Source organism: Marinobacter sediminum (genome assembly GCF_023657445.1).
GTDB classification, from domain to species: domain Bacteria; phylum Pseudomonadota; class Gammaproteobacteria; order Pseudomonadales; family Oleiphilaceae; genus Marinobacter; species Marinobacter sediminum_A.
This window is the reverse complement of the sequence record NZ_JAGTWY010000001.1, coordinates 3840874-3862884: the sequence shown is the minus strand read 5'-3', so window position 1 is coordinate 3862884 and position 22011 is coordinate 3840874. Positions and strand designations below refer to the sequence as shown.

Annotated in this window: 16 protein-coding genes, 6 tRNA genes and 3 rRNA genes; 8 read left to right on the top strand and 17 right to left on the bottom strand. The window is 55.1% G+C overall.

Annotation, left to right across the window (positions count from 1 at the left end; all coding sequences use genetic code 11):
* Positions 1-84: 84 nt before the first annotated feature.
* The 13 genes from KFJ24_RS18080 to tyrS all read right to left on the bottom strand — a co-directional run bounded on the left by KFJ24_RS18080 (position 85) and on the right by tyrS (position 10068).
* Positions 85-160: transfer RNA gene (locus KFJ24_RS18080), tRNA-Thr, on the bottom strand.
* A 14-nt stretch (positions 161-174) separates the two neighbouring features.
* Positions 175-249: transfer RNA gene (locus KFJ24_RS18075), tRNA-Gly, on the bottom strand.
* 9 nt (positions 250-258) lie between these two features.
* Positions 259-342: transfer RNA gene (locus tag KFJ24_RS18070), tRNA-Tyr, on the bottom strand.
* 39 nt (positions 343-381) lie between these two features.
* Positions 382-457: transfer RNA gene (locus KFJ24_RS18065), tRNA-Thr, on the bottom strand.
* Positions 458-488: 31 nt separating this feature from the next.
* Positions 489-1160 (bottom strand): hypothetical protein, encoded by a 672-nt coding sequence (locus tag KFJ24_RS18060; RefSeq protein WP_250832519.1) that lies wholly within the window; start codon positions 1158-1160, stop codon positions 489-491.
* Positions 1157-1891, bottom strand: a complete 735-nt coding sequence (locus tag KFJ24_RS18055) for a type III pantothenate kinase (protein ID WP_250832518.1) — start codon at positions 1889-1891, stop codon at positions 1157-1159. The genes KFJ24_RS18060 and KFJ24_RS18055 overlap by 4 nt, the downstream gene beginning before the upstream one ends.
* Positions 1888-2853: a biotin--[acetyl-CoA-carboxylase] ligase gene (locus KFJ24_RS18050; protein ID WP_250832702.1), complete on the bottom strand. Its 966-nt coding sequence runs from the start codon at positions 2851-2853 to the stop codon at positions 1888-1890. The genes KFJ24_RS18055 and KFJ24_RS18050 overlap by 4 nt, the downstream gene beginning before the upstream one ends.
* Positions 2854-3147: 294 nt before the next feature.
* A 5S ribosomal RNA gene (gene rrf / locus KFJ24_RS18045) occupies positions 3148-3262 on the bottom strand.
* Between the two features lie 91 nt (positions 3263-3353).
* A 23S ribosomal RNA gene (locus tag KFJ24_RS18040) occupies positions 3354-6248 on the bottom strand.
* A gap of 319 nt (positions 6249-6567) precedes the next feature.
* Positions 6568-6643: transfer RNA gene (locus KFJ24_RS18035), tRNA-Ala, on the bottom strand.
* 45 nt (positions 6644-6688) lie between these two features.
* Positions 6689-6765 (bottom strand) — tRNA-Ile (locus tag KFJ24_RS18030).
* An 89-nt stretch (positions 6766-6854) separates the two neighbouring features.
* Positions 6855-8394: ribosomal RNA gene (locus tag KFJ24_RS18025) — 16S ribosomal RNA — on the bottom strand.
* Together the 16S, 23S and 5S rRNA genes with 2 tRNA genes alongside form the textbook arrangement of a ribosomal RNA operon.
* A gap of 471 nt (positions 8395-8865) precedes the next feature.
* Complete coding sequence (tyrS, locus tag KFJ24_RS18020) at positions 8866-10068, bottom strand: tyrosine--tRNA ligase (RefSeq protein WP_250832517.1); 1203 nt, start codon at positions 10066-10068, stop codon at positions 8866-8868.
* Positions 10069-10375: 307 nt separating this feature from the next.
* Between tyrS and KFJ24_RS18015 the strand changes: the two genes are divergently transcribed.
* A complete protein-coding gene (locus tag KFJ24_RS18015) occupies positions 10376-11773 on the top strand; it encodes a peptidoglycan DD-metalloendopeptidase family protein (RefSeq protein ID WP_250832516.1) in 1398 nt (465 codons plus the stop codon).
* 5 nt (positions 11774-11778) lie between these two features.
* The gene (locus KFJ24_RS18010) at positions 11779-12876 is read left to right on the top strand and encodes an anhydro-N-acetylmuramic acid kinase (protein WP_250832515.1); all 1098 of its coding nucleotides are present in this window, start codon (positions 11779-11781) and stop codon (positions 12874-12876) included.
* A gap of 60 nt (positions 12877-12936) precedes the next feature.
* On the opposite strand, the gene erpA is transcribed toward KFJ24_RS18010, so the two are convergent.
* The 4 genes from erpA to argC all read right to left on the bottom strand — a co-directional run bounded on the left by erpA (position 12937) and on the right by argC (position 15626).
* Positions 12937-13269 (bottom strand): iron-sulfur cluster insertion protein ErpA, encoded by a 333-nt coding sequence (gene erpA / locus KFJ24_RS18005; RefSeq protein ID WP_250832701.1) that lies wholly within the window; start codon positions 13267-13269, stop codon positions 12937-12939.
* 85 nt (positions 13270-13354) lie between these two features.
* A complete protein-coding gene (locus tag KFJ24_RS18000; RefSeq protein ID WP_250832514.1) occupies positions 13355-13837 on the bottom strand; it encodes a bactofilin family protein in 483 nt (160 codons plus the stop codon).
* A 1-nt stretch (position 13838) separates the two neighbouring features.
* Positions 13839-14579 (bottom strand): DUF6776 family protein, encoded by a 741-nt coding sequence (locus KFJ24_RS17995; RefSeq protein WP_250832513.1) that lies wholly within the window; start codon positions 14577-14579, stop codon positions 13839-13841.
* Between the two features lie 9 nt (positions 14580-14588).
* Positions 14589-15626, bottom strand: a complete 1038-nt coding sequence (argC, locus tag KFJ24_RS17990) for an N-acetyl-gamma-glutamyl-phosphate reductase (RefSeq protein WP_250832700.1) — start codon at positions 15624-15626, stop codon at positions 14589-14591.
* 153 nt (positions 15627-15779) lie between these two features.
* On the opposite strand from argC, the gene KFJ24_RS17985 reads away from it, so the two are divergent.
* From KFJ24_RS17985 to KFJ24_RS17960, 6 genes are all read left to right on the top strand, one after another.
* The gene (locus KFJ24_RS17985; protein WP_250832512.1) at positions 15780-17555 is read left to right on the top strand and encodes a chloride channel protein; all 1776 of its coding nucleotides are present in this window, start codon (positions 15780-15782) and stop codon (positions 17553-17555) included.
* A gap of 3 nt (positions 17556-17558) precedes the next feature.
* Positions 17559-17981, top strand: a complete 423-nt coding sequence (gene hemJ, locus KFJ24_RS17980; RefSeq protein ID WP_250832511.1) for a protoporphyrinogen oxidase HemJ — start codon at positions 17559-17561, stop codon at positions 17979-17981.
* A 41-nt stretch (positions 17982-18022) separates the two neighbouring features.
* Positions 18023-18781, top strand: coding sequence for a bifunctional hydroxymethylpyrimidine kinase/phosphomethylpyrimidine kinase (gene thiD / locus KFJ24_RS17975; RefSeq protein WP_250832699.1), 759 nt, complete (start codon positions 18023-18025; stop codon positions 18779-18781).
* Positions 18769-19437: a thiamine phosphate synthase gene (gene thiE / locus KFJ24_RS17970; protein WP_250832510.1), complete on the top strand. Its 669-nt coding sequence runs from the start codon at positions 18769-18771 to the stop codon at positions 19435-19437. The genes thiD and thiE overlap by 13 nt, the downstream gene beginning before the upstream one ends.
* Before the next feature lie 15 nt (positions 19438-19452).
* On the top strand, positions 19453-20733 hold the full coding sequence (hemL, locus tag KFJ24_RS17965) for a glutamate-1-semialdehyde 2,1-aminomutase (protein WP_250832509.1): 1281 nt from the start codon (positions 19453-19455) through the stop codon (positions 20731-20733).
* Positions 20734-21075: 342 nt separating this feature from the next.
* A complete protein-coding gene (locus KFJ24_RS17960; protein ID WP_250832508.1) occupies positions 21076-21996 on the top strand; it encodes a lipase family alpha/beta hydrolase in 921 nt (306 codons plus the stop codon).
* Positions 21997-22011 lie beyond the last annotated feature (15 nt).

Sequence of the window (22011 nt, the reverse complement as noted above, 5' to 3'; positions counted from 1 at the left end):
TGGCTTACTGCGATCAAACTTTTCTTTAGACATTCGACCAGTCCCCCTAATCAACCTCGATCGTCACGTTGACCGGATTAATGATGGAGCTCATGGGCGGATTTGAACCGCCGACCTCACCCTTACCAAGGGTGTGCTCTACCAACTGAGCTACATGAGCATTTCAAATCAAATTGGAGCGGGCAGCGGGAATCGAACCCGCGTCATCAGCTTGGAAGGCTGAGGTAATAGCCACTATACGATGCCCGCGGCAATAAGTGGTGGAGGGGGCAGGATTCGAACCTGCGAAGCTTTCGCGTCAGATTTACAGTCTGATCCCTTTGGCCACTCGGGAACCCCTCCGAGTCAAACCCGCTTCCGCGGATTTGCTACTACAAAAAGTGGAGCTGGCGGACGGAATCGAACCCCCGACCTGCTGATTACAAGTCAGCTGCTCTACCAACTGAGCTACGCCAGCTCACATTCGCCTCGTCAGCGAGGGCGGTATACTACGGACTTTTTTCTGGTGTTGCAACACCCTTACAAGCGTTGATTTCGACGAAATCGAAATTCTTGCCGTAGTCCATTTCCACCGCCTGAACCATCTCTTTCGCAAGTTCCGGTTCAGCCTCAAAAGCGAGCGCGTAGCTTATCTGATTTCGGGGGAAGTTGGCCAGTACCACATTAAGATTCTGGCCTTTTTTTTCTTCAAGCACGGATATTGCAGCTTCGCGGGACTCGAACAGGCCCAGGGAGATTGCATTCCGGTTCTCGCCCTCGGTAACCAGGTAGGAGTCAATGCCCTGGCGCTGGATATCCCGGAACTGCCTGCTCGCAACCTCAGGTGGCTGCGGAGGGATGATCACCCAGTACAGGGAGGGGAGCTCCCGCTCCAGCTCCTGGACGGCAAAGGCGAACTCTGTGGCCATCGGCTGGTCGTTTACCAGTGCCTCGACCGCTTCACGGGAGTCGAACCAACCAACCCTGACACAGGAGAGAGCACCTGCCTCTGCCGGACGGGCATCACTGGCCATTGCCTGTGGATTGGGATTCTTGAGACTGGCGACCCTTGGCAGGGTTCCTCTTGCTTCAACACCAGATTGAGAAGGAGACTGCAGCAATCCCGCCAGGTACCAAACACCAATGTTCAAGATCAGCACAACAAGCGCAAGCCGCTTCATCCCCGGCACTCCTCCGCATCTATCGCCTGCAGCCCCTCAAGCACAAGCGAAGGATGGTGGACACCCGCCAGACCGAGACCGATCAAACGATCGGCATCTCCACCAGTTACCAGAATATCCGGCAGCCCGTAGGTTCCCGCATCTGCGTGGATTTGAGCCACCAGTGCGCCAGACAACCAGGCAAGTCCATGATTGACACACTCACCGGTGCTCACTCCCGGACGGGTATCCAGCACCTGATCGGGGTCGAAACCAATTCTCGCCGCATCGGATCTGAGGCTGCGGAGCATCATCTGCAAGCCAGGGAGAATAAAGCCACCAAGATGCTGTCCGGCAGGATCAACATAATCAACGGTGACAGCGCTGCCTGCATCTACCACAGCAAACCCTCGCCTATGCTCCTGCCATGCCCCGTACATGGCGTGCCAGCGATCCGCCCCCATCCGTTCACAGGCGGCATATGCGTTGGTCAAACCGCCCCGCGCCGCCTCTGCCCAGTAGAAGCTGACAGGCGCACCTGTACGCTCTACAAGATACTCCAGGAGGCGCAGTCTCTTTTCTTCCGATGCAACTGTGGATACCGCCACCCGGGTAATCTGACCAACTTCATCTGGCAACCCATGCAACGGATCGGTGTCATCGAGCGCACCGGTCCCCTTTTCGATCCATTTGCCGGATTGCTCGAGGCGCCACTTCAGACGAGAATTTCCTGCGTCAACCAACAATCTCATGAAGCAACCCGCAGGCTGATCTCACCAGCTCTCACTGGAACCACCCCCTGTTCGGTACGAAGCAGGTAGTTACCGTTTTCATCAACGCCGCAACCCGTGCCGTTAATTTCACCACCTCTTGCCTGGACAAGCTTCCCGCTGAAGATGTCCCTTTTCTGCCAGGGACCACGGAAATCGCGAAAGCCCCGATCGGAGAAGAGTCGTGCAGCATCAAGCACTGCACTAATCACTGCCCCGGCAACCTGGTTTCGGGACCATTCAATGCCAGGGTATGCAGATCCAAGACTGCTCCACGGCTGATCCACGCCCTCTGCTTCTGACATATGAACGTTAATTCCGATGCCGGCGACTACCTGGACCACACCCTCTTGTAGTTCGCCTTGTAATTCAACAAGAATACCGCCCAGTTTGCCTGTGGGGAGAAAGATGTCGTTCGGCCATTTCAAACCAATATCTGCGGCGCCCAGCTGTTCGAGGGCGTTTGCGACAGCAACCCCCAAAGCCAGACTGAGACCATCAAGAACCGCAAATCCGCCATGAAACGTCAATCCCATACTGAGGTACAGGTTTTCGCCGCGGGGACTGCGCCAGGTTCGACCTCTGCGGCCACGGCCTGCCGTCTGGCAGTCTGCAATGGTTACCGGAAGCCCCTTACCGCCCTCCGCAATCTGGCGAAGGACCTCGGCATTGGTGGAGTCCACGTCATCGAGCACCCTCAGGGCCAAGTCAGGCCGGAGCGTCGGATCGAGCTGACTCAAAACCGCATCGTAGTCCAGCAGGTCGACGCGGGAAATCAGCTGATAACCCCGGCCGCGAATGGTCTCTATCTTGAAACCATCGGCCATCGCACGGCGAATTTGCTTCCAGACGGCAGTCCGGCTGACACCAAGCTGTCCCGCAAGAGATTCTCCGGAATGGACCTGTCCGTCACTGAGCAAGGTGATGAGTGCTTTGGATTTCATTAGAGTTAGTCCGGCCAGCAGAATGAGTACCGCCGGATTAAACACCAGGAGAGCAAAAAAAACAAAGTTGTTTACCCTGCATGCCCCGGTAGTACGCCGCAGCGCCCGGATGTTGCCATCCACCTTTGCACCATCACGAATATAACAGCCCATCGCCAACACATCGGCGTTGGCCTGAACGTCGAGATCCATCCCAGGGCTTACCCAGGCGGAAACCGGGCGGGAATTCACCACTTTTTTTCAGGCAATAAAAAACCCCAGCTTCGAAGAAGCTGGGGTTTTCAGGTATTAAGAGTCTGACGATGACCTACTCTCACATGGGCAATGCCACACTACCATCGGCGCAGGCCTGTTTCACTTCTGAGTTCGGGATGGGATCAGGTGGTTCCAAGCCGCTATGGTCGTCAGACAAATCGGTTGATCACTGGGGGACGAGATGGAACTGAGTGATGCTGATTTCGTTGGTGCTTTGCGTTATCCGCAATTGTCTTGGGTGTTATATAGTCAAGCCGCACGAGCAATTAGTATCGGTTAGCTCAACGCCTCGCAGCGCTTACACACCCGACCTATCAACGTCCTGGTCTTGAACGGCTCTTCAGGGACCTCGAAGGTCCAGGGAGATCTCATCTTGGAAGGGGCTTCCCGCTTAGATGCTTTCAGCGGTTATCCTATCCGAACATAGCTACCGGGCAATGCGTCTGGCGACACAACCCGAACACCAGCGGTTCGTCCACTCCGGTCCTCTCGTACTAGGAGCAGCTTTCCTCAAATCTCCAACGTCCACGGCAGATAGGGACCGAACTGTCTCACGACGTTCTAAACCCAGCTCGCGTACCACTTTAAATGGCGAACAGCCATACCCTTGGGACCGGCTTCAGCCCCAGGATGTGATGAGCCGACATCGAGGTGCCAAACACCGCCGTCGATGTGAACTCTTGGGCGGTATCAGCCTGTTATCCCCGGAGTACCTTTTATCCGTTGAGCGATGGCCCTTCCATACAGAACCACCGGATCACTATGACCTACTTTCGTACCTGCTCGACGTGTCTGTCTCGCAGTTAAGCGGGCTTGTGCCATTACACTAACCGCATGATGTCCGACCATGCTTAGCCCACCTTTGTGCTCCTCCGTTACGCTTTGGGAGGAGACCGCCCCAGTCAAACTACCCACCACACAGTGTCCTCAACCCCGATAAGGGGTCCAAGTTAGAACCTCAAACATGTCAGGCTGGTATTTCAAGGTTGGCTCCACGATGACTGGCGTCATCGCTTCAAAGCCTCCCAGCTATCCTACACAAACATGCTCAAAGTTCACTGTGAAGCTATAGTAAAGGTTCACGGGGTCTTTCCGTCTAGCCGCGGATACACCGCATCTTCACGGCGATTTCAATTTCACTGAGTCTCGGGTAGAGACAGCGCCCCCATCGTTACGCCATTCGTGCAGGTCGGAACTTACCCGACAAGGAATTTCGCTACCTTAGGACCGTTATAGTTACGGCCGCCGTTTACCGGGGCTTCGATCAAGAGCTTCGCACGAATGCTAACCCCATCAATTAACCTTCCGGCACCGGGCAGGCGTCACACCGTATACGTCCACTTTCGTGTTTGCACAGTGCTGTGTTTTTAATAAACAGTCGCAGGGGCCTGGTATCTTCGACCGGCTTCTGCTCAACCCGCGAGGGGCGTCACATACCACCGGCGTGCCTTCTCCCGAAGTTACGGCACCATTTTGCCTAGTTCCTTTACCCGAGTTCTCTCAAGCGCCTTGGTATTCTCTACCTGACCACCTGTGTCGGTTTGGGGTACGGTCTCGAATAGCCTGAAGCTTAGAAGATTTTCCTGGAAGCAGGGCATCAATAACTTCCCGCCCTAAAAGGGCAGTCGTCGTCGCGTCTCAGAATTGTGGAACCGGATTTACCTAATCCCACTCCCTACACGCTTAAACCGGGACAACCGTCGCCCGGCTTACCTAGCCTTCTCCGTCTCTCCATCGCAGCTATCCAAGGTACGGGAATATTAACCCGTTTCCCATCGACTACACCTTTCGGTCTCGCCTTAGGGGCCGACTCACCCTGCGCCGATTAGCGTTGCGCAGGAACCCTTGGTCTTCCGGCGTGCGGGTTTTTCACCCGCATTGTCGTTACTCATGTCAGCATTCGCACTTCTGATACCTCCAGCATGCTTCTCAACACACCTTCGCAGGCTTACAGAACGCTCCCCTACCCCGCATACAAAGTATGCAGCCGCAGCTTCGGTGACCAGTTTGAGCCCCGTTACATCTTCCGCGCAGGCCGACTCGACTAGTGAGCTATTACGCTTTCTTTAAAGGATGGCTGCTTCTAAGCCAACCTCCTAGCTGTCTGAGCCTTCCCACATCGTTTCCCACTTAACTGGTACTTGGGGACCTTAGCTGGCGGTCTGGGTTGTTTCCCTCTTCACGATGGACGTTAGCACCCACCGTGTGTCTCCCGGATAGTACTCACAGGTATTCGGAGTTTGCATCGGGTTGGTAAGTCGGGATGACCCCCTAGCCGAGACAGTGCTCTACCCCCTGTGGTATTCGTCCGAGGCGCTACCTAAATAGCTTTCGGGGAGAACCAGCTATCTCCGGGCTTGATTAGCCTTTCACTCCGATCCACAAGTCATCCCCTGGCTTTTCAACGACAGTGGGTTCGGTCCTCCAGTTGATGTTACTCAACCTTCAACCTGCTCATGGATAGATCGCCCGGTTTCGGGTCTATGCCCAGCGACTAAATCGCCCTATTCAGACTCGGTTTCCCTACGGCTCCCCTAAACGGTTAACCTCGCCACTGAACATAAGTCGCTGACCCATTATACAAAAGGTACGCCGTCACAGAACAAGTCTGCTCCGACTGCTTGTACGCATACGGTTTCAGGATCTATTTCACTCCCCTCACAGGGGTTCTTTTCGCCTTTCCCTCACGGTACTGGTTCACTATCGGTCAGTCAGGAGTATTTAGCCTTGGAGGATGGTCCCCCCATATTCAAACAGGATATCACGTGTCCCGTTCTACTCGATTTCACTAAACTCAGGTTTCGGATACGGGGCTATCACCCACTATGACGGCACTTTCCAGAGCCTTCTCCTACCAGTTGTTTAGCTTAAGGGCTAATCCCCGTTCGCTCGCCGCTACTTAGGGAATCTCGGTTGATTTCTTTTCCTCGGGGTACTTAGATGTTTCAGTTCCCCCGGTTCGCCCCTTACACCTATGTATTCAGTGCAAGGTACCTGGCCGAAACCAGGTGGGTTTCCCCATTCAGAAATGTCCGGATCACAGCTCGTTTGCCAGCTCCCCGAACCTTATCGCAGGCTTCCACGTCTTTCATCGCCTCTGACTGCCAAGGCATCCACCGTATGCGCTTAGTTGCTTGACTATATAACCCCAAGACAACTGTTCTTCGAAGCAACACCACTCACCGGGCAAGCCCGATGCGCGAGTTATTTCGAGACAGTCTCTTGAAGTGATATAACAACCACTTCAACGACAACACCGGATAACGCTTGAAATCGTTATCACTCTGATCAATGAATTCCGGAGATAATGGAATCCATTAATCGTGTTCTATCTCGTCCAATTTGTTAAAGAGCAAATCTGACCCAGTGATCAGAAAGAAGAACTTCATCCAACAACTCTATCGTCGTGATGAAATGCTTGTTTCTGGACACTGCTAACCGAAGTTAGCCAGTAAATTTTGGTGGAGCTAGGCAGGATCGAACTGCCGACCTCCTGCGTGCAAGGCAGGCGCTCTCCCAGCTGAGCTATAGCCCCATTTAAGCTACCTCAAATCGTTCAACTCCAGGAGTTGAGCAATTTTGGTGGGTCTGGGTGGACTTGAACCACCGACCTCACCCTTATCAGGGGTGCGCTCTAACCACCTGAGCTACAGACCCAATGGTACGGGCCTGAAAGACCCATCTGCTCTCTTTATTAATCAACCAAGTAATTCGTGTGGACTCTGACCGAAGCATTCGGCTTCGTTTAAGGAGGTGATCCAGCCGCAGGTTCCCCTACGGCTACCTTGTTACGACTTCACCCCAGTCATGAACCACACCGTGGTAATCGTCCTCCCGAAGGTTAGACTAACTACTTCTGGTGCAATCCACTCCCATGGTGTGACGGGCGGTGTGTACAAGGCCCGGGAACGTATTCACCGTGACATTCTGATTCACGATTACTAGCGATTCCGACTTCACGGAGTCGAGTTGCAGACTCCGATCCGGACTACGATGCGTTTTGTGAGATTAGCTCCCCCTCGCGGGTTTGCAGCCCTCTGTGCGCACCATTGTAGCACGTGTGTAGCCCTGGCCGTAAGGGCCATGATGACCTGACGTCATCCCCACCTTCCTCCGGTTTGTCACCGGCAGTCTCCCTAGAGTTCTCAGCCGAACTGCTAGCAACTAGGGATAGGGGTTGCGCTCGTTACGGGACTTAACCCAACATCTCACGACACGAGCTGACGACGGCCATGCAGCACCTGTGTCAGAGTTCCCGAAGGCACCAATCCATCTCTGGAAAGTTCTCTGCATGTCAAGGCCAGGTAAGGTTCTTCGCGTTGCGTCGAATTAAACCACATGCTCCACCGCTTGTGCGGGCCCCCGTCAATTCATTTGAGTTTTAACCTTGCGGCCGTACTCCCCAGGCGGTCAACTTAGTGCGTTAGCTGCGCCACTAAGGATTCAAGATCCCCAACGGCTAGTTGACATCGTTTACGGCGTGGACTACCAGGGTATCTAATCCTGTTTGCTCCCCACGCTTTCGCACCTCAGTGTCAGTGTTGGTCCAGGTAGCCGCCTTCGCCACTGGTGTTCCTTCCTATATCTACGCATTTCACCGCTACACAGGAAATTCCACTACCCTCTACCACACTCTAGCCTGACAGTTCGAAATGCCGTTCCCAGGTTAAGCCCGGGGCTTTCACATCTCGCTTATCAAACCACCTACGCGCGCTTTACGCCCAGTAATTCCGATTAACGCTTGCACCCTCCGTATTACCGCGGCTGCTGGCACGGAGTTAGCCGGTGCTTCTTCTGTGAGTGACGTCAAGGCTAGCCAGTATTAGTGACTAACTTTTCCTCCTCACTGAAAGTGCTTTACAACCCGAAAGCCTTCTTCACACACGCGGCATGGCTGGATCAGGGTTGCCCCCATTGTCCAATATTCCCCACTGCTGCCTCCCGTAGGAGTTCGGGCCGTGTCTCAGTCCCGATGTGGCTGATCATCCTCTCAGACCAGCTACGGATCGTCGCCTTGGTAGGCTCTTACCCCACCAACTAGCTAATCCGGCATAGGCACATCCAATAGCGCAAGGTCCGAAGATCCCCTGCTTTCCCCCGAAGGGCGTACGCGGTATTAATCCGGGTTTCCCCGGGCTATCCCCCACTACTGGGCAGTTTCCTATGCATTACTCACCCGTCCGCCGCTCGTCAGCGGGTAGCAAGCTACCCCTGTTACCGCTCGACTTGCATGTGTTAAGCCTGCCGCCAGCGTTCAATCTGAGCCATGATCAAACTCTTCAGTTTAAATCATACAAGATCCGAAGATCTTTAATCTTGCTCAAGACAAAACTCAATTTCGACGAGTCACTGTCCTGATATTTCATATCCGAAATACCTCGGCCAGCGCCCACACGAATTACTTGGTCAATTTTTTAAAGAGCGTTTGAGCTGTTGCTCAATCAAGGCCGCGTATTCTACATCGAACCGCCGCCTTGTCAACCGTTTCTTTTTCCTTGCTTTCCGTCTCCGGAAACCGCCGAAAAATGAACCGGCTTACTGCTTGTCTCGAGGGGCGCATTCTACAGCGAATCGCTTTCCTGTCAACCGCTTTCTGAAGAATTTTGAAACTCAATTTCTTCAGCGCTTTCAAGCAGTTACTCCCTCGGCAAACCGCTGTGTCAGTGGCTTGTCCCTCAGAAGAGATGCGCATTCTACAGACCTGCCCAGAGGTGTCAACGGCGATTCTGGAAAAAGCTCAAAATCGCCGGAAATCGGTCACGCAGTAATCAAAACCCGGGCAATCTTCTTTTTACCTGCCTGGATGACGCACTCATCACCCTTAACAAAGACACGATCCCCCTCAAACTTCTGACCGTCAACAAACACTGCGCCACGACCAAGGACGTCCCGCGCGGCCGCTCCATTCTTTACCAAACCTGCCAGGCGCAAGACGGACGCCATGACCATTTCAGGCTGACCTTCCAGCGGCACCTCTACTGTCGGGACATTATCCGGAATCTCCCCAAGCGCAACCCGGTTGCCAGCAGACTTGTGCGCCGTCTTTGCCGACTCCTCATCGTGGAACCTGGTAATTATCTCTTCCGCCAACAGCTTCTTATAGTCCTGCGGGTTCGCCCCACCCTCTACTTCCTTGCGAAACTCAGCCACTTCCGCCAAGGGGCGGAGACTGAGAAGCTCGAAATAACGCCATAACAGATCGTCGGGCATAGAGAGAAGCTTGGTGTACATTTCTCCGGGGGCATCGTTCACACCCACATAATTGCCCAGGGACTTGGACATTTTCTGCACGCCATCCAGACCTTCCAGGATAGGCATCGTCAGAATCACCTGGGGTGACTGACTGTAATGCTTCTGGAGAATCCGCCCCATGAGCAGATTGAATTTCTGATCTGTACCACCGAGCTCAACGTCTGCTTCGAGCGCCACTGAGTCATAACCCTGCACCAGCGGGTAGAGGAACTCATGAATGGCAATAGCCTGCTCAGCCCGATACCGCTTGGTAAAGTCATCCCGCTCAAGCATCCGGGCAACGGTATACTGACCCGCCAGCTTGATCATGTCTGCGGCTGTCAGCTTGCTCATCCACTCGGAATTGAATACGACGCGCGTTTTTTCCGGGTCCAGGATTTTAAAGACCTGCTCTTTATAGCTGACGGCGTTTTCAGCAACCTGCTGCTCAGTCAACGGCGGACGCGTGGCACTCTTGCCTGTGGGGTCACCAATCATCCCGGTGAAATCACCGATCAGGAAAATCACCTCATGACCAAGATCCTGGAACTGTCTAAGCTTGTTAATAAGGACAGTATGCCCAAGGTGGAGATCCGGAGCCGTAGGATCGAAGCCCGCCTTGATACGGAGGGGCCGCCCCTCCTTTAATTTACTAATCAACTCGTCTTCAGGAATCAGTTCGTCAACGCCGCGTTTGATTACGGCCAACGCCTCATCAATAGATGCCATGAACAACACGTCCCCAGTTTTGATCTTGATAGATTCTTTCGGTTACAGACTTCTACAAAAGAATTCTGTGAGAGTTACCCGCCACCCTGATAAAGTAGACTCGGTTATTTTTTAAACACCACCAAGCGAACAGGGCGGCGTATTATAACAATGCTGCCAGCAGAAATCCGGAGGATGGAACAGTAACCGTAATGTTCCACGCTGTCCCGCATGCATTTTATACGGTAATCTGTTGGTCTATACTTGAACAACAGCTTTAATTAGGTAGTTCAACCTGCCGGAATGCCGATTAAAACGGGTGCGATACGTGCTAAAAATGTTTCCCAAATCACACATTACCATTGCCGCCGCTGCTACCGTTGTAGTGACTGCAGCTATTCTAATGAGCCCCAGCGCTGACGTTGAAGCCAAGCGCATGTCCTACACGCTGGACCTTGAAGAAGGTACGGTTTCCGGACAGGGCAAGATACAGCAGTCAAACCCTGAGGCGCCAGCCCAGGCAGCGACGGAAGAACAGACCCCGGTCGAGAATGAGGGACAACTGCAGGCGAAGCTTGAAGCTCCGGCCCAGCCGGCCGTTCCCGCAGCCCCCGAGCTCGACTGGCAGACGCTCGACGTGAATTCCGGCGATACGCTCTCCTCCCTGTTTAAGGAAGCCGGGTTCAATGACGGCATCATGCTTTCTGTTATTCATGGTGAAGGCGAAGCCGACAAATTACAGCGCCTTTACGCAGGAGAAACCATCAGGTTTGCAACGTCTGACACCGGCGACCTGGAAGCGGTTGAACTTCAGCGGAGCCTGCTTGAATCCCTGAAGATCGAAAAGACCGAAGACGGCTTTTCCGGTCAAACCGTTATGCGGGAGCCGGAAGCACGTCCGACCTTCGCATCCGGTGTCATTGATGGCTCCCTTTATCTCTCCGCACGCGAGGCCGGTCTGAACGACCGCCTGACTATGAAGCTCGCTGGTATTTTCGGTTGGGCCATCGACTTTGTATACGATGTCCGTAAGGGTGACCGTTTTGAAGTTGTCTATGAAGAGCTTTATCTGGACGGTGAAAAATTTGATACCGGTCGCATACTGTCTGCCCGGTTCATAAATCAAGGCGATGAAAACGTAGCCCTGCTCTATACAGACAGCAAAGGTGACAGCGACTACTACTCTCCTGACGGCAAGAGCATGCGCAAGGCGTTCCTGCGCACACCGATCAATGCCCGGGTTTCATCGCCATTCAACCTTCAGCGTCGCCACCCGGTGCTGGGCGTTGTTCGCCCCCACGAAGGCACGGACTATGGGGCACCGACGGGGACACCTATCAAGGCCGCAGGTACGGGGCGTGTTCGTTTCGCCGGCTGGAAGGGCGGTTATGGCCGCACCGTCGTACTTCAGCATGGCGACAACATATCAACGCTTTACGCTCACATGAGCCGCCTGGGCAAGGGCATCAAGAACGGCACCCGAGTCAAGCAGGGGGAGACCATCGGATATGTGGGATCCTCAGGCATGGTGACCGGTGCTCACCTGCATTACGAATTCCGGGTCAACGGCACGCCGCGCAACTCGCGCAAGGTAAAACTACCGGACGCCAAGCCGGTACCCGCTTCGGAAATGGCCCGCTTCAAAGGAGCCACCGAACAGCGTCTGGCACAGTTTGACGTGTTCCGGGACAGCCACAACCAGCTCGTTCTCGCGCAGGGCGAGTAATCTTGATGGAAGCCTGGGTCGGCCTGATGTCCGGTACCAGCATGGATGGCATCGATGCCGTGCTGGTTTCCTTTCGCGACAGCAAGATCCAGGTTCACACTACCAAAACCCTGAGCTATCCTGATGCCTTGCGGTTGCGTCTCCTGTCAGTAAGCCAGAATCAGGGGACACCAGACGAAGTAGGCGAACTGGACACTATGACGGGTTCCCTCTTTGCCGAGGCCGCCAGCGCCGTCATTAAAGAGGCGGCCATTCCCGTCTCTTCCATCCGCGCCATTGGTAGCCACGGCCAGACTATTCGACACCAACCCTCAGGTTCTTCTCCTTTTTCGATCCAGATAGGCAACCCGGCCATCATCGCCGAGAAGACTGGCGTGACAACGGTCGCAGACTTCCGGCGACGGGATATGGCCGCAGGTGGACAGGGTGCACCACTGGTACCGGCATTCCATAAAGCGTTCTTTGGCTCAACCAGAGAAGACCGGTGCATCCTGAACCTGGGCGGCATTGCCAACATCACCTGGATCCCCGGAACCTCCGGTCAGCCGGTAACGGGCTTTGATACCGGGCCCGCCAATGCCTTGATGGATGCCTGGTGCCTCGACCAGACCGGCATGCCTTTTGACAGCGATGGTCATTGGGCACAAGAGGGCATGGTCGACCAATCCCTGTTGGACGATATGCTCTCAGATGCCTATTTTGCGAAACCCGCTCCGAAGAGCACCGGCAAGGAAAGGTTCAATCTCGATTGGGTGAAAACCCAGGTCCAGCGTCATCCGGATCTTCGGGCAGAAGACGTCCAACGGACGCTCTTGCAGCTAACCATCACAAGCATCGTTCGCCAGTTACCTCAGACTTCGGCAATGAACGTATATGCATGCGGGGGAGGTACCAGAAATCCTCTTCTGATGAGCGAACTGGAAAAAGCACTGGGCTCCACTCAACTCCTGATCACTTCAGAACTCGGCCTGGATCCCCAGTGGGTCGAGCCCGTGGCTTTTGCATGGCTGGCCCAGCAGACCCTTGGCGGGAGTGCCGGCAACCTTCCAGAGGTAACCGGCGCACGCGGCCCTCGCATACTCGGGGCCATTTACCCGGCCTGATTTTGAATACCCATAAAAAAAGGAGAGCAGTTAGCTCTCCTTTTTTCGAATTGCCCCCGATCAGATCGAGAACGAACTACCGCATCCACAGGTTGAGCTGGCATTCGGGTTCTGAACCACGAATTGAGACCCCTGGAGACCTTCCTGGTAATCAATGGTAGCTCCGACCAGATACTGATAGCTCATGGGATCCACCAGCAGACTTACCCCATCCCGCTCAATCACCGTGTCTTCTTCATCCTGGGCCTCATCAAATGAGAAACCATACTGAAAACCGGAGCAGCCGCCCCCTGTCACAAAGACACGCAGCTTGAGATCGGCATTGCCTTCTTCCTCAATCAACTCACGCACCTTGGCAACGGCACTGTCGCTGAAAAACAGCGGCGCGACCATCTGTTGCTGAACTACACTCAAGTTCGCCTCCGGATTACCTGTGAACAACTTAAGTGATTATGGTATTCCTGACTAAAACAATCAACTATTCGGACTTTCCACCACCCTCAACATCTGCACTCAGTTCGGTGGCAGGCTGATCAGCCAAATTAGCTTGGGGCTTTTCGCCACGATTGTCTCTGGTCAGCAACCCCACCGGCTCCCTTTGATGCACCAGGTTGCCATTGACCGAAGCTCCCATCGCCATTTCGATAAGGTTGTAATAGACATTGCCGTTAATGGAGGCTTTCTCGGCCAACTCAAGATGCGCCGATGCGTATACATCACCATGCACCGTCCCGTTTATGACGACATGAGGAGCAACAATATCGCCAGAAACCTCGCCAACCTCCGAAATCCGGAGCACCGCATCACTTCCCTCTTCAGCCGCGACCTTGCCGCGCACCCGGCCATCCACATGCAAGCCACCTGAAAAGTGAACATCCCCTTCTACTGTCGTGCGAGAGGAAATCAATGTGTCAAAGTGGCCTGTAGGGCGGCGGGGTTTCTGCTTCTTCTTACCAAGCATTTCAATTCTCCGTTAAGTCATCCCAGTCAAATGTTCGTTCTGCCTGAGAGGATTTTTGTCCCTCGGCCTGAGCCACCACCTGAATTTCCAGCGGCTCAAAGTCTTCGGGCAGCACCAGTGTACCTTCCACATCCTGAAAATAACGGAAGCGGAACTTTACACCGAGGTCTTCAATTTCCTCAGACAGGTCACGCAAAGCGATGACTTCTCTCTCTTCGTCACGCAGGCCTATGACATTCACCGCCACCAGGCCTGCAATATAGCTCTTGTTATTGCCCACCTGAGTGAGCACAAACTTGAAGTCGTACGCCCTGGGCTGTCGATCGCTACCCAGCGTGAAACTGTCCACTTGAAGGCCTTTGCTGGTTTCCGAGGGTGCCATGATATTTTTATAGAAAGTCAGGTCCGACTTCAGTGATGCAATCCGGGTTTCCAGAGCAACAATTGAAGTACGGGCCTGGTCGAGCGCCTGCTCGTCAATCGCTCTTCCCCGCTCCAGGTTGATAACCTTCTGGCGAGCTTCCGTGTAATTGTCACGGAGCGTCTCCAGCTCTTCCTCCAGAACCTCATTCGAAGCTTCAACACTGGAAAAACGAAACCCGCCCTGGCTAAGCCCGGTGACATAGCCGGCAACCGCCGCAACAATAGTGAACACCAGCAGAATGGCGCTCCGCCGGAGTCGGTAACCCGGCCGGTGACGGATGACGACATACTCTTCCGCAGGTTTGCGCTCTTCGCTCACAGGCACTCCTCAGGGAAGCAGTGCCGGGGCTTCCAGCCCGAGCGTTTCCGGCAGGCCAAACATGATATTCATGTTCTGCACCGCTTGGCCTGCAGCTCCTTTCACCAGGTTATCAATGACCGATGAAACGATGACAACATTGCTCTGTTCCTGCCTGTGCAGCGCCATACGACACTGGTTAGCACCACGAACGCTGCGGGTTTCCGGATGGCTGCCAAAGGGCATCACATCGACAAAAGGCTCGTTTTCGAAGCGTTCTTCAAACAGGCCCTGAAGCCGGTCAAATTCAGCCGGATTGTTCAGCTCAGCATAAAGGGTCGCCTCAATACCGCGAATCATAGGAATCAAATGAGGCACAAAGGTAACGCCAACGTCACCGCCAGCAGCGCCGGCAAGTCCCTGGCGAATTTCCGGCAGGTGGCGGTGGCCAGAAGCACCGTACGCCTTGAAACTCTCTCCGACTTCACCATGCAGCATGCCGATCTTGCCTTGGCGACCGGCTCCGCTGGCTCCGGATTTGGCATCGGCGATCAACCGGGCGGGGTCAACCAGCCCATTCTCAAGCAGAGGCAGGAAGCCGAGCTGAACGGCTGTCGGATAACAACCCGGATTTGCAACCAGTTGAGCTTCCCGGATAGCAGAACGGGTAACTTCTGGCAGACCGTAAACGGCCTTTTCGGCCCACTCGGGGCTTTCGTGGGGCATGCCATACCAGCTCGCCCAGACATCCAGGTTCTTCAACCGGAAATCGGCAGAAAGATCCACCACACGCACACCGGCCGCCATCAGTTCCGGCACCATGCGCATGGCAACGCCATGAGGCGTTGCAAAGAAGACAAGGTCACACGCCTTGAGAACAGCCGCGTCCGGCTCAGAGAATGCCAGGTCATAGTGCCCGCGAAGGTTCGGGTACATATCCGCTACGGGCATACCCGCTTCTGAACGGGAGGTAATGCAACTAACCGTAACTTCAGGATGAACCGCGAGAATTCTCAGCAGTTCCACACCGGTGTAGCCGGTGCCGCCAACGATACCTACTTTAATCACCATTTTCTCCAGCGACGTCGTATCAGGGGTTCGAGATTGCCTCGTAGTCTACCATGATAAACCAAGGACTTATTGCAGCCCTCAGGCCGACAGTTACAATGTTGTCAGAAACTTTCTGGCACTCCACCACATCAACCCGGAATCCCAGCGTTCATGCAAAGAATCTGGCACCAGATTACCGAGAATCTGATCCCTGTTTTCCGGCGCCGGCTGTCCGGCGTGGATGCATTGCCACAGCTGGCAGTACTGGGGCTGCTATCCGGCCTTATTACCGGCGGCGTTATTCTTGTTTTCCGCCTCGCCATCGAGTGGCCCCTTGAGCATTTTCTGCCAGGTTCAGGATCAGAATCTTTCGAGGAACTGAGCTGGTTAACCCGCGGATTGCTGCCTCTGGCAGGCGCAGCTGCACTCGGGCTGATGCTGCACCGTCTTGGCACCAGCAACCGCAGGGTTGGCATTGTCCACGTCATGGAACGCCTTAACTATCACCAGGGATACATTACGTTTCGCAGTGCCGTCGTTCAGTTCGTCTCCGGTGTCGTTACTGTTGTAACTGGACAGTCTGCCGGCCGGGAAGGCCCTGCAGTACATCTTGGCGCAGCGTTTTCCAGCCTTATGGGGCAATGGATGCGCCTGCCAAACAACAGCATCCGGACACTGGTCGCCTGCGGCTGTGCGGCGGCTATTTCTGCTTCGTTCAACACCCCGATTTCCGGCGTAATCTTTGCGATGGAAGTCGTGATGATGGAATACACCATCGCCGGATTTACGCCGATCATTCTCGCGGCGGTAAGCGCGGCCGTAGTGACCCAGGCCGTCTACGGCTCAGAGCCTGCGTTCAGCGTACCGGCACTGACCATGAACTCTCTGTTGGAAATCCCGTGGGTTCTGGTCATTGCGATAATCATTGGAGTTGCCGCGGCACTCTTTATCCAGCTGGTGGATTTCATGGGGCGTCACCTTCATCGGCCCGTCCTCCTGCGGATCGTGATAGCAGGCCTTCTGATGGTGCCTTTTGCGATTTTTATCCCCGAAACCATGGGCATTGGTTACGACACCGTGGACAAAACAATCAATGGTCAGCTGGGTTTCTGGTTGCTGCTGATTGCAGGCGTGGCCAAACTGGTCATCACATCGCTGACCATTGGCCTGGGCATGCCAAGCGGTGTTATAGGCCCGACGCTGTTCATGGGTGCCACACTCGGCGGTGCGATGGGATTGATCGGAGCCCAGATCATGCCCGAGCACGCCTCCTCAGTCGGGTTTTACGCCATGCTCGGGATGGGCGCGATGATGGGTGCAGTGCTTCAGGCGCCATTGGCAGCATTGATGGCTTTGATGGAATTGACACGCAATCCCAACATCATTCTGCCCGGCATGCTGATTATCACCACGTCGAGTCTGGTGACCAGCGAGGCATTCGGCAAGAAATCCCTGTTTTTAACCATTCTGAAAAGCCAGGGCCTGAGCTATCAGAACTCCCCCGTTATACAGGCGCTTCGGAGGGTCTCGGTTGGTGCCATCATGGACCGGAGCATTCTGCGAACCGAGCGGCACCTGTCCGTGGAAGAAGCCCGAAAGATACTGAAATCAGAACCGAAATGGCTCATTGTGGAGGGCAGCAGCGGCCCCACGGCGCTGTTACCCGCAGTGGACCTGGCACGCTATCTGGAGGATACCGACAAACTGGTCGCCGAGGGAGAAGCCGAATCACCGGAATCCATCGATCTTATAAACATACCTGCCAACCGGCGAGATATTGCGCCGGTCCAGTATCAGGCCACCCTCGAAGAAGCCCTGAACGAGTTCGACTCAACCAATGCCGAGGCGTTGTACGTACAACGGCATGTGGCACCAATGATTCAACGGGTTTACGGCGTGGTGCTGAAATCCGATATCGAGAGTTATTACCAATACCGACGGAGCTGACGGATGCTGTGGGTTAAAGCTTTCCACATAATTTCTATGGTGTGCTGGTTCGCCGGCATTTTCTACTTGCCAAGACTGTTTGTGTATCATGCCGCCTGTGAGGATGAGCCCGGCCGGGAGCGATTCAAAATCATGGAACGCAAGCTGTACCGGGGTATAACAACCCCTTCCATGGTGGCCACGGTAATCTTTGGTGTGTGGCTTATCAGTTACAATGTCTCTGGCTATTTCAGCCAGGGCTGGCTTCACGCCAAACTGGTTCTGATCGTCCTCCTGATCATTTACCACTTTTACTGCGGGTACCTGGTGAAAGTATTCCGCGACGACCTCAATAGTCGCAGCCATGTGTTTTACCGCTGGTTCAACGAACTGCCGGTTTTTATTCTGCTCGCGGTCGTAATTCTGGCTGTTGTTAAACCGTTTTAAGGAGCCGAGCCATCAAACGCTATACCCGACCCCAGGTTTTGATTCTTTCCGGGCTCGACCCGTCCGGCGGTGCAGGCATTCAGGCTGACATTCAGGCCATCACCTCACTCGGCTGTCACCCTCTGCCTGTACTTACCTGCCTGACTGTCCAGGACACCGTCAATGTCTATGGTGCAGAGGCCATCAATGCCGAACTGATTCGCCGGCAATTGAAATGTGTTGCCTACGATGCCCCCATTCACGCCATCAAAACCGGGGCGCTGGGAAATTCAGCCATCGTGGACGTGCTGGTGGACTTCATCGGCGAGCACCCGGGGATCCCCTTGATCACCGATCCGGTGATCAAGGCCGCGGGGGGCGGCGACCTGGCCGATGACGAGCTAATCATGGCGATGAAGGAACGCCTGTTCCCGTTAGCCGAGATGATCACCCCGAATGGCATTGAGCTCGCCATGCTGGGAAACAACCCGGACGCCGGGCAGGCGGCGGCAAATCTTCTGGAGAGTGGTTGTTCCTCGGTCCTTGCGACCGGTGGCCACGGCACGGGGCTGCATATCATCAACACGCTCTTCAATCATGCACCGGAGCCTATGACCTGGCAGATCGAGCGCGTTGGCGGCGAATACCACGGCACCGGATGCACACTGGCCGCCGCGATTGCAGCTGGCCGCGCCAGCGGTCTCTCTCAACGGGCTGCCATATCCCAGGCCCAGAATTATGTGAACCATGCGATCCTGCACGCACTGGAGGTTGGCAAAGGCCAGCCTGTTCCCGACCGGGGTATTCTGTGGGAACGTTGAACAAGGGACTGAAGCCCGGGCTCTACGCCGTTACCGACAGTCAGCTGACGCCCCCGGAATCACTGACTGCTTCCGTAGAAGCCGCTCTTCGCGGCGGTGCAGTTTTGATACAATACCGGGAAAAGCAGGCAGCGTGGCCGGAGCGTTTTCGTCAGGCATCGGAACTTCAGGCTGCTTGCCGGAATGCCGGGGTTCCGCTGGTCATCAACGATGACCCGGAACTCGCGAACCGTGTTGGTGCAACAGGGGTTCACCTGGGCCAGAGCGACCGTTCAATAGCGGATGCCAGGCACCTGCTCGGTGACGAGGCAATTATTGGCATCACCTGTCACGCAGATCTTGCGCTGGCGGCCTCAGCACTCGAGTGCGGTGCGGACTATCTGGCATTTGGCCGGTTCTACAACTCTGCCACCAAACCCGACGCGCCTGCGGCCGATCCGGCAGTCCTCACAGACGCCAGGCACTTTAACCGCCCTCTTACGGCGATTGGCGGCATCACAATTGAAAACGGTGAACCACTGATCAGAGCGGGTGCCGACATGCTCGCCGTAATAGGCGGCCTGTTCGGTGGCACTCCTGAAGACATTGAACAACGGGCGAAAGCCTTTACTCGCCTGTTTGAACAGCATCATCCACTTTTCTCACTACCCAGATAACAGGAATCCAGACCCATGACACACTCCGAAACCCTGTTCGAAGAAGCCCAGAAATACATCCCCGGCGGCGTGAACTCGCCGGTCAGGGCGTTTCGTGGCGTGGGCGGCACTCCGATATTCTTCAACCACGCGGAAGGCGCCTACCTGTTCGACGAAGACGGTCGCCGCTATATCGATTACATTGGATCCTGGGGCCCGATGATCCTTGGCCATTCAGACCCACGCATCAAGAACGCCCTGCATGCCCAGGTGGATCTTGGCATCGGCTACGGCGCCCCCACCTCCCTCGAAACCGACATGGCCAAAAAGGTCTGTGACCTGATTCCGTCCATTGATCTCGTCCGGATGGTGAATTCCGGTACCGAAGCGACCATGAGCACCATTCGTCTGGCCCGTGGGTATACCGGTCGAGACAAGATTGTGAAGTTCGAAGGCTGTTACCACGGCCATGTGGATTCACTTCTTGTGAAAGCCGGCTCCGGCGCCCTGACCCTGGGCGTGCCGAACTCACCTGGCATTCCAGCCAGCCTGGCCGAACACACGCTGACCCTGACGTTCAATGACATCGACAGTGTGCGCGAAACCTTTGCAAAAATGGGCGATGAGATCGCTGCCATCATCGTCGAGCCTGTGGCCGGCAACATGAACTGCATCCCCCCCGCGCCAGGTTTCCTGGAAGGCCTGCGCGAGGTCTGTGACGAACACGGCACTGTACTTATTTTTGATGAGGTTATGACCGGCTTCCGGGTATCCCTTGGTGGAGCCCAGGAACTCTATGGCGTCACGCCAGACCTGACCGCTCTGGGCAAGGTTATTGGCGGCGGCCTGCCGGTAGGTGCATTTGGCGGCAAGCGGGAAATCATGGAGTATATCTCTCCCCTCGGCCCGGTTTATCAGGCCGGCACCCTGAGCGGCAATCCGCTCGCCATGTGCGCGGGTCTGACCACGCTAAATGCCATATCCGAACCAGGCTTCCATGATCGACTGACGGAAAAAACCAACGCGGTGCGCGATGGTATCAAGGCAGCAGCCGATGAGGCAGGCATCCCGCTGGTCGTTCAGAGTGCCGGAGCCATGTTTGGCTTCTTCTTTACCGACGAGGAATCTGTGACCCGGTTTGATCAGGTGATGGGTTGCGATGTCGAGCGCTTCAAGAAGTTTTTCCAGGGCATGCTCAAAGAAGGTGTTTACCTGGCGCCATCTGCGTTCGAAGCAGGGTTCACCTGCGCGGCCCTCACGGATGCAGACATAGAATTTACCATTAACGCCGCACGCAAGGTGATGGCGACACTCTGACTGGCGGCCACCCCACCGGCCTCCTCCGGCCCCGCATAATCGCCACTCCAGGCATGTCATGCGGGGCCATCCTCGTGATCCCCGTCACAGCTTCACGGTGAACATGACCGTTTCGGAGTTCGGAGCGTTGACTTGACGATTCGGCTGGTCAAATCTTGGCCAGGTCTCAATTGAGATGCTCTGACGGCAACAATCTAACAATCACAACACAGAAGTCAGCACACGGAAGTTCTCGTTCTGCCCAACCTGGCAGATGCAGTATGAGAAGCAGTCTCTGGAGCAGCCCGTTAGGTTGAGCCGCAGTTTGAATAACAAACACAAGATCAAACTGTAGGAACGACAATGAAACTCTGGATCAAAGCAATGGCTCTGACCTGCGCAGTCGCGTGGTCAGCCCCCTCCGCCGCCTGGTGGTGGGACTCTACCCCCTCTAATTACACCGATACTCGCTATCCGATTGTGCTGGTACACGGCATGTTCGGGTTTGATTCCATCGCCGGCGTGGACTATTGGTACGGCGTGGCAGAAGACCTCCGGAAATATGGCGCTGACGTCTACACCACACAAGTGCCAGCACTGGACAGCACCATTGCCCGGGGCGAAGCTCTGTTACCACAGGTTCAGGCGATTGCAGCGGTCTACGGCAAGGTCAACCTGATTGGTCACAGTCATGGAGGCCCCACCGCCCGCTACATTGCCCGGGTCCGCCCCGACCTGGTTGCGTCGATAACGTCGGTTGGCTCGCCCCATAAAGGGTCACCGGTGGCCGATCTGATCTACGGTTCACCAGCCGAAAGCCTGGCGGCCTCAGTTGGAAATGCGCTGGGCAGCATGATTGACCTGTTCTCTGGCGGCGGTTACAACCAGGACCTGCGCTCAAGCCTGCAATCGCTGACAACCCAGGGCAGTGCGGACTTCAACAGTTTCGCTCCGGCCGGCATTCCAACCACATCCTGTGGCGAAGGAGCATACTCGGCGAATGGGGTTCGATTCTATTCCTGGGGCGGCACCGGGGTGCTGACCAACGCTCTTGACCCCTCAGATGCTCTGCTGGGGACCACCAGCCTGGCATTTGGCTTCAGCGCGAATGATGGTCTGGTAGGACGCTGTAGCAATCACTTCGGCAAAATAATCCGGGACAATTACTTCATGAATCACCTGGATGAGGTCAACCAGGCTCTGGGCCTGCACAGCCTGTTCGAAACTGATCCCAAAGCTGTCTTCAAGCAACATGCAAACCGCCTGAAAAACATCGGGCTCTAACCTTCGCAACGGCCC

Bases quoted from the DNA above. Each gene is read 5' to 3' on its own strand.
- KFJ24_RS18060 (WP_250832519.1), bottom strand. From the start codon at position 1,160: ATGAAGCGGCTTGCGCTTGTTGTGCTGATCTTGAACATTGGTGTTTGG.
- KFJ24_RS18055 (WP_250832518.1), bottom strand. From the start codon at position 1,891: ATGAGATTGTTGGTTGACGCAGGAAATTCTCGTCTGAAGTGGCGCCTC.
- KFJ24_RS18050 (WP_250832702.1), bottom strand. From the start codon at position 2,853: ATGAAATCCAAAGCACTCATCACCTTGCTCAGTGACGGACAGGTCCAT.
- tyrS (WP_250832517.1), bottom strand. From the start codon at position 10,068: ATGGCATCTATTGATGAGGCGTTGGCCGTAATCAAACGCGGCGTTGAC.
- KFJ24_RS18010 (WP_250832515.1), top strand. From the start codon at position 11,779: ATGGAAGCCTGGGTCGGCCTGATGTCCGGTACCAGCATGGATGGCATC.
- erpA (WP_250832701.1), bottom strand. From the start codon at position 13,269: ATGGTCGCGCCGCTGTTTTTCAGCGACAGTGCCGTTGCCAAGGTGCGT.
- KFJ24_RS18000 (WP_250832514.1), bottom strand. From the start codon at position 13,837: ATGCTTGGTAAGAAGAAGCAGAAACCCCGCCGCCCTACAGGCCACTTT.
- KFJ24_RS17985 (WP_250832512.1), top strand. From the start codon at position 15,780: ATGCAAAGAATCTGGCACCAGATTACCGAGAATCTGATCCCTGTTTTC.
- hemJ (WP_250832511.1), top strand. From the start codon at position 17,559: ATGCTGTGGGTTAAAGCTTTCCACATAATTTCTATGGTGTGCTGGTTC.
- hemL (WP_250832509.1), top strand. From the start codon at position 19,453: ATGACACACTCCGAAACCCTGTTCGAAGAAGCCCAGAAATACATCCCC.
- KFJ24_RS17960 (WP_250832508.1), top strand. From the start codon at position 21,076: ATGAAACTCTGGATCAAAGCAATGGCTCTGACCTGCGCAGTCGCGTGG.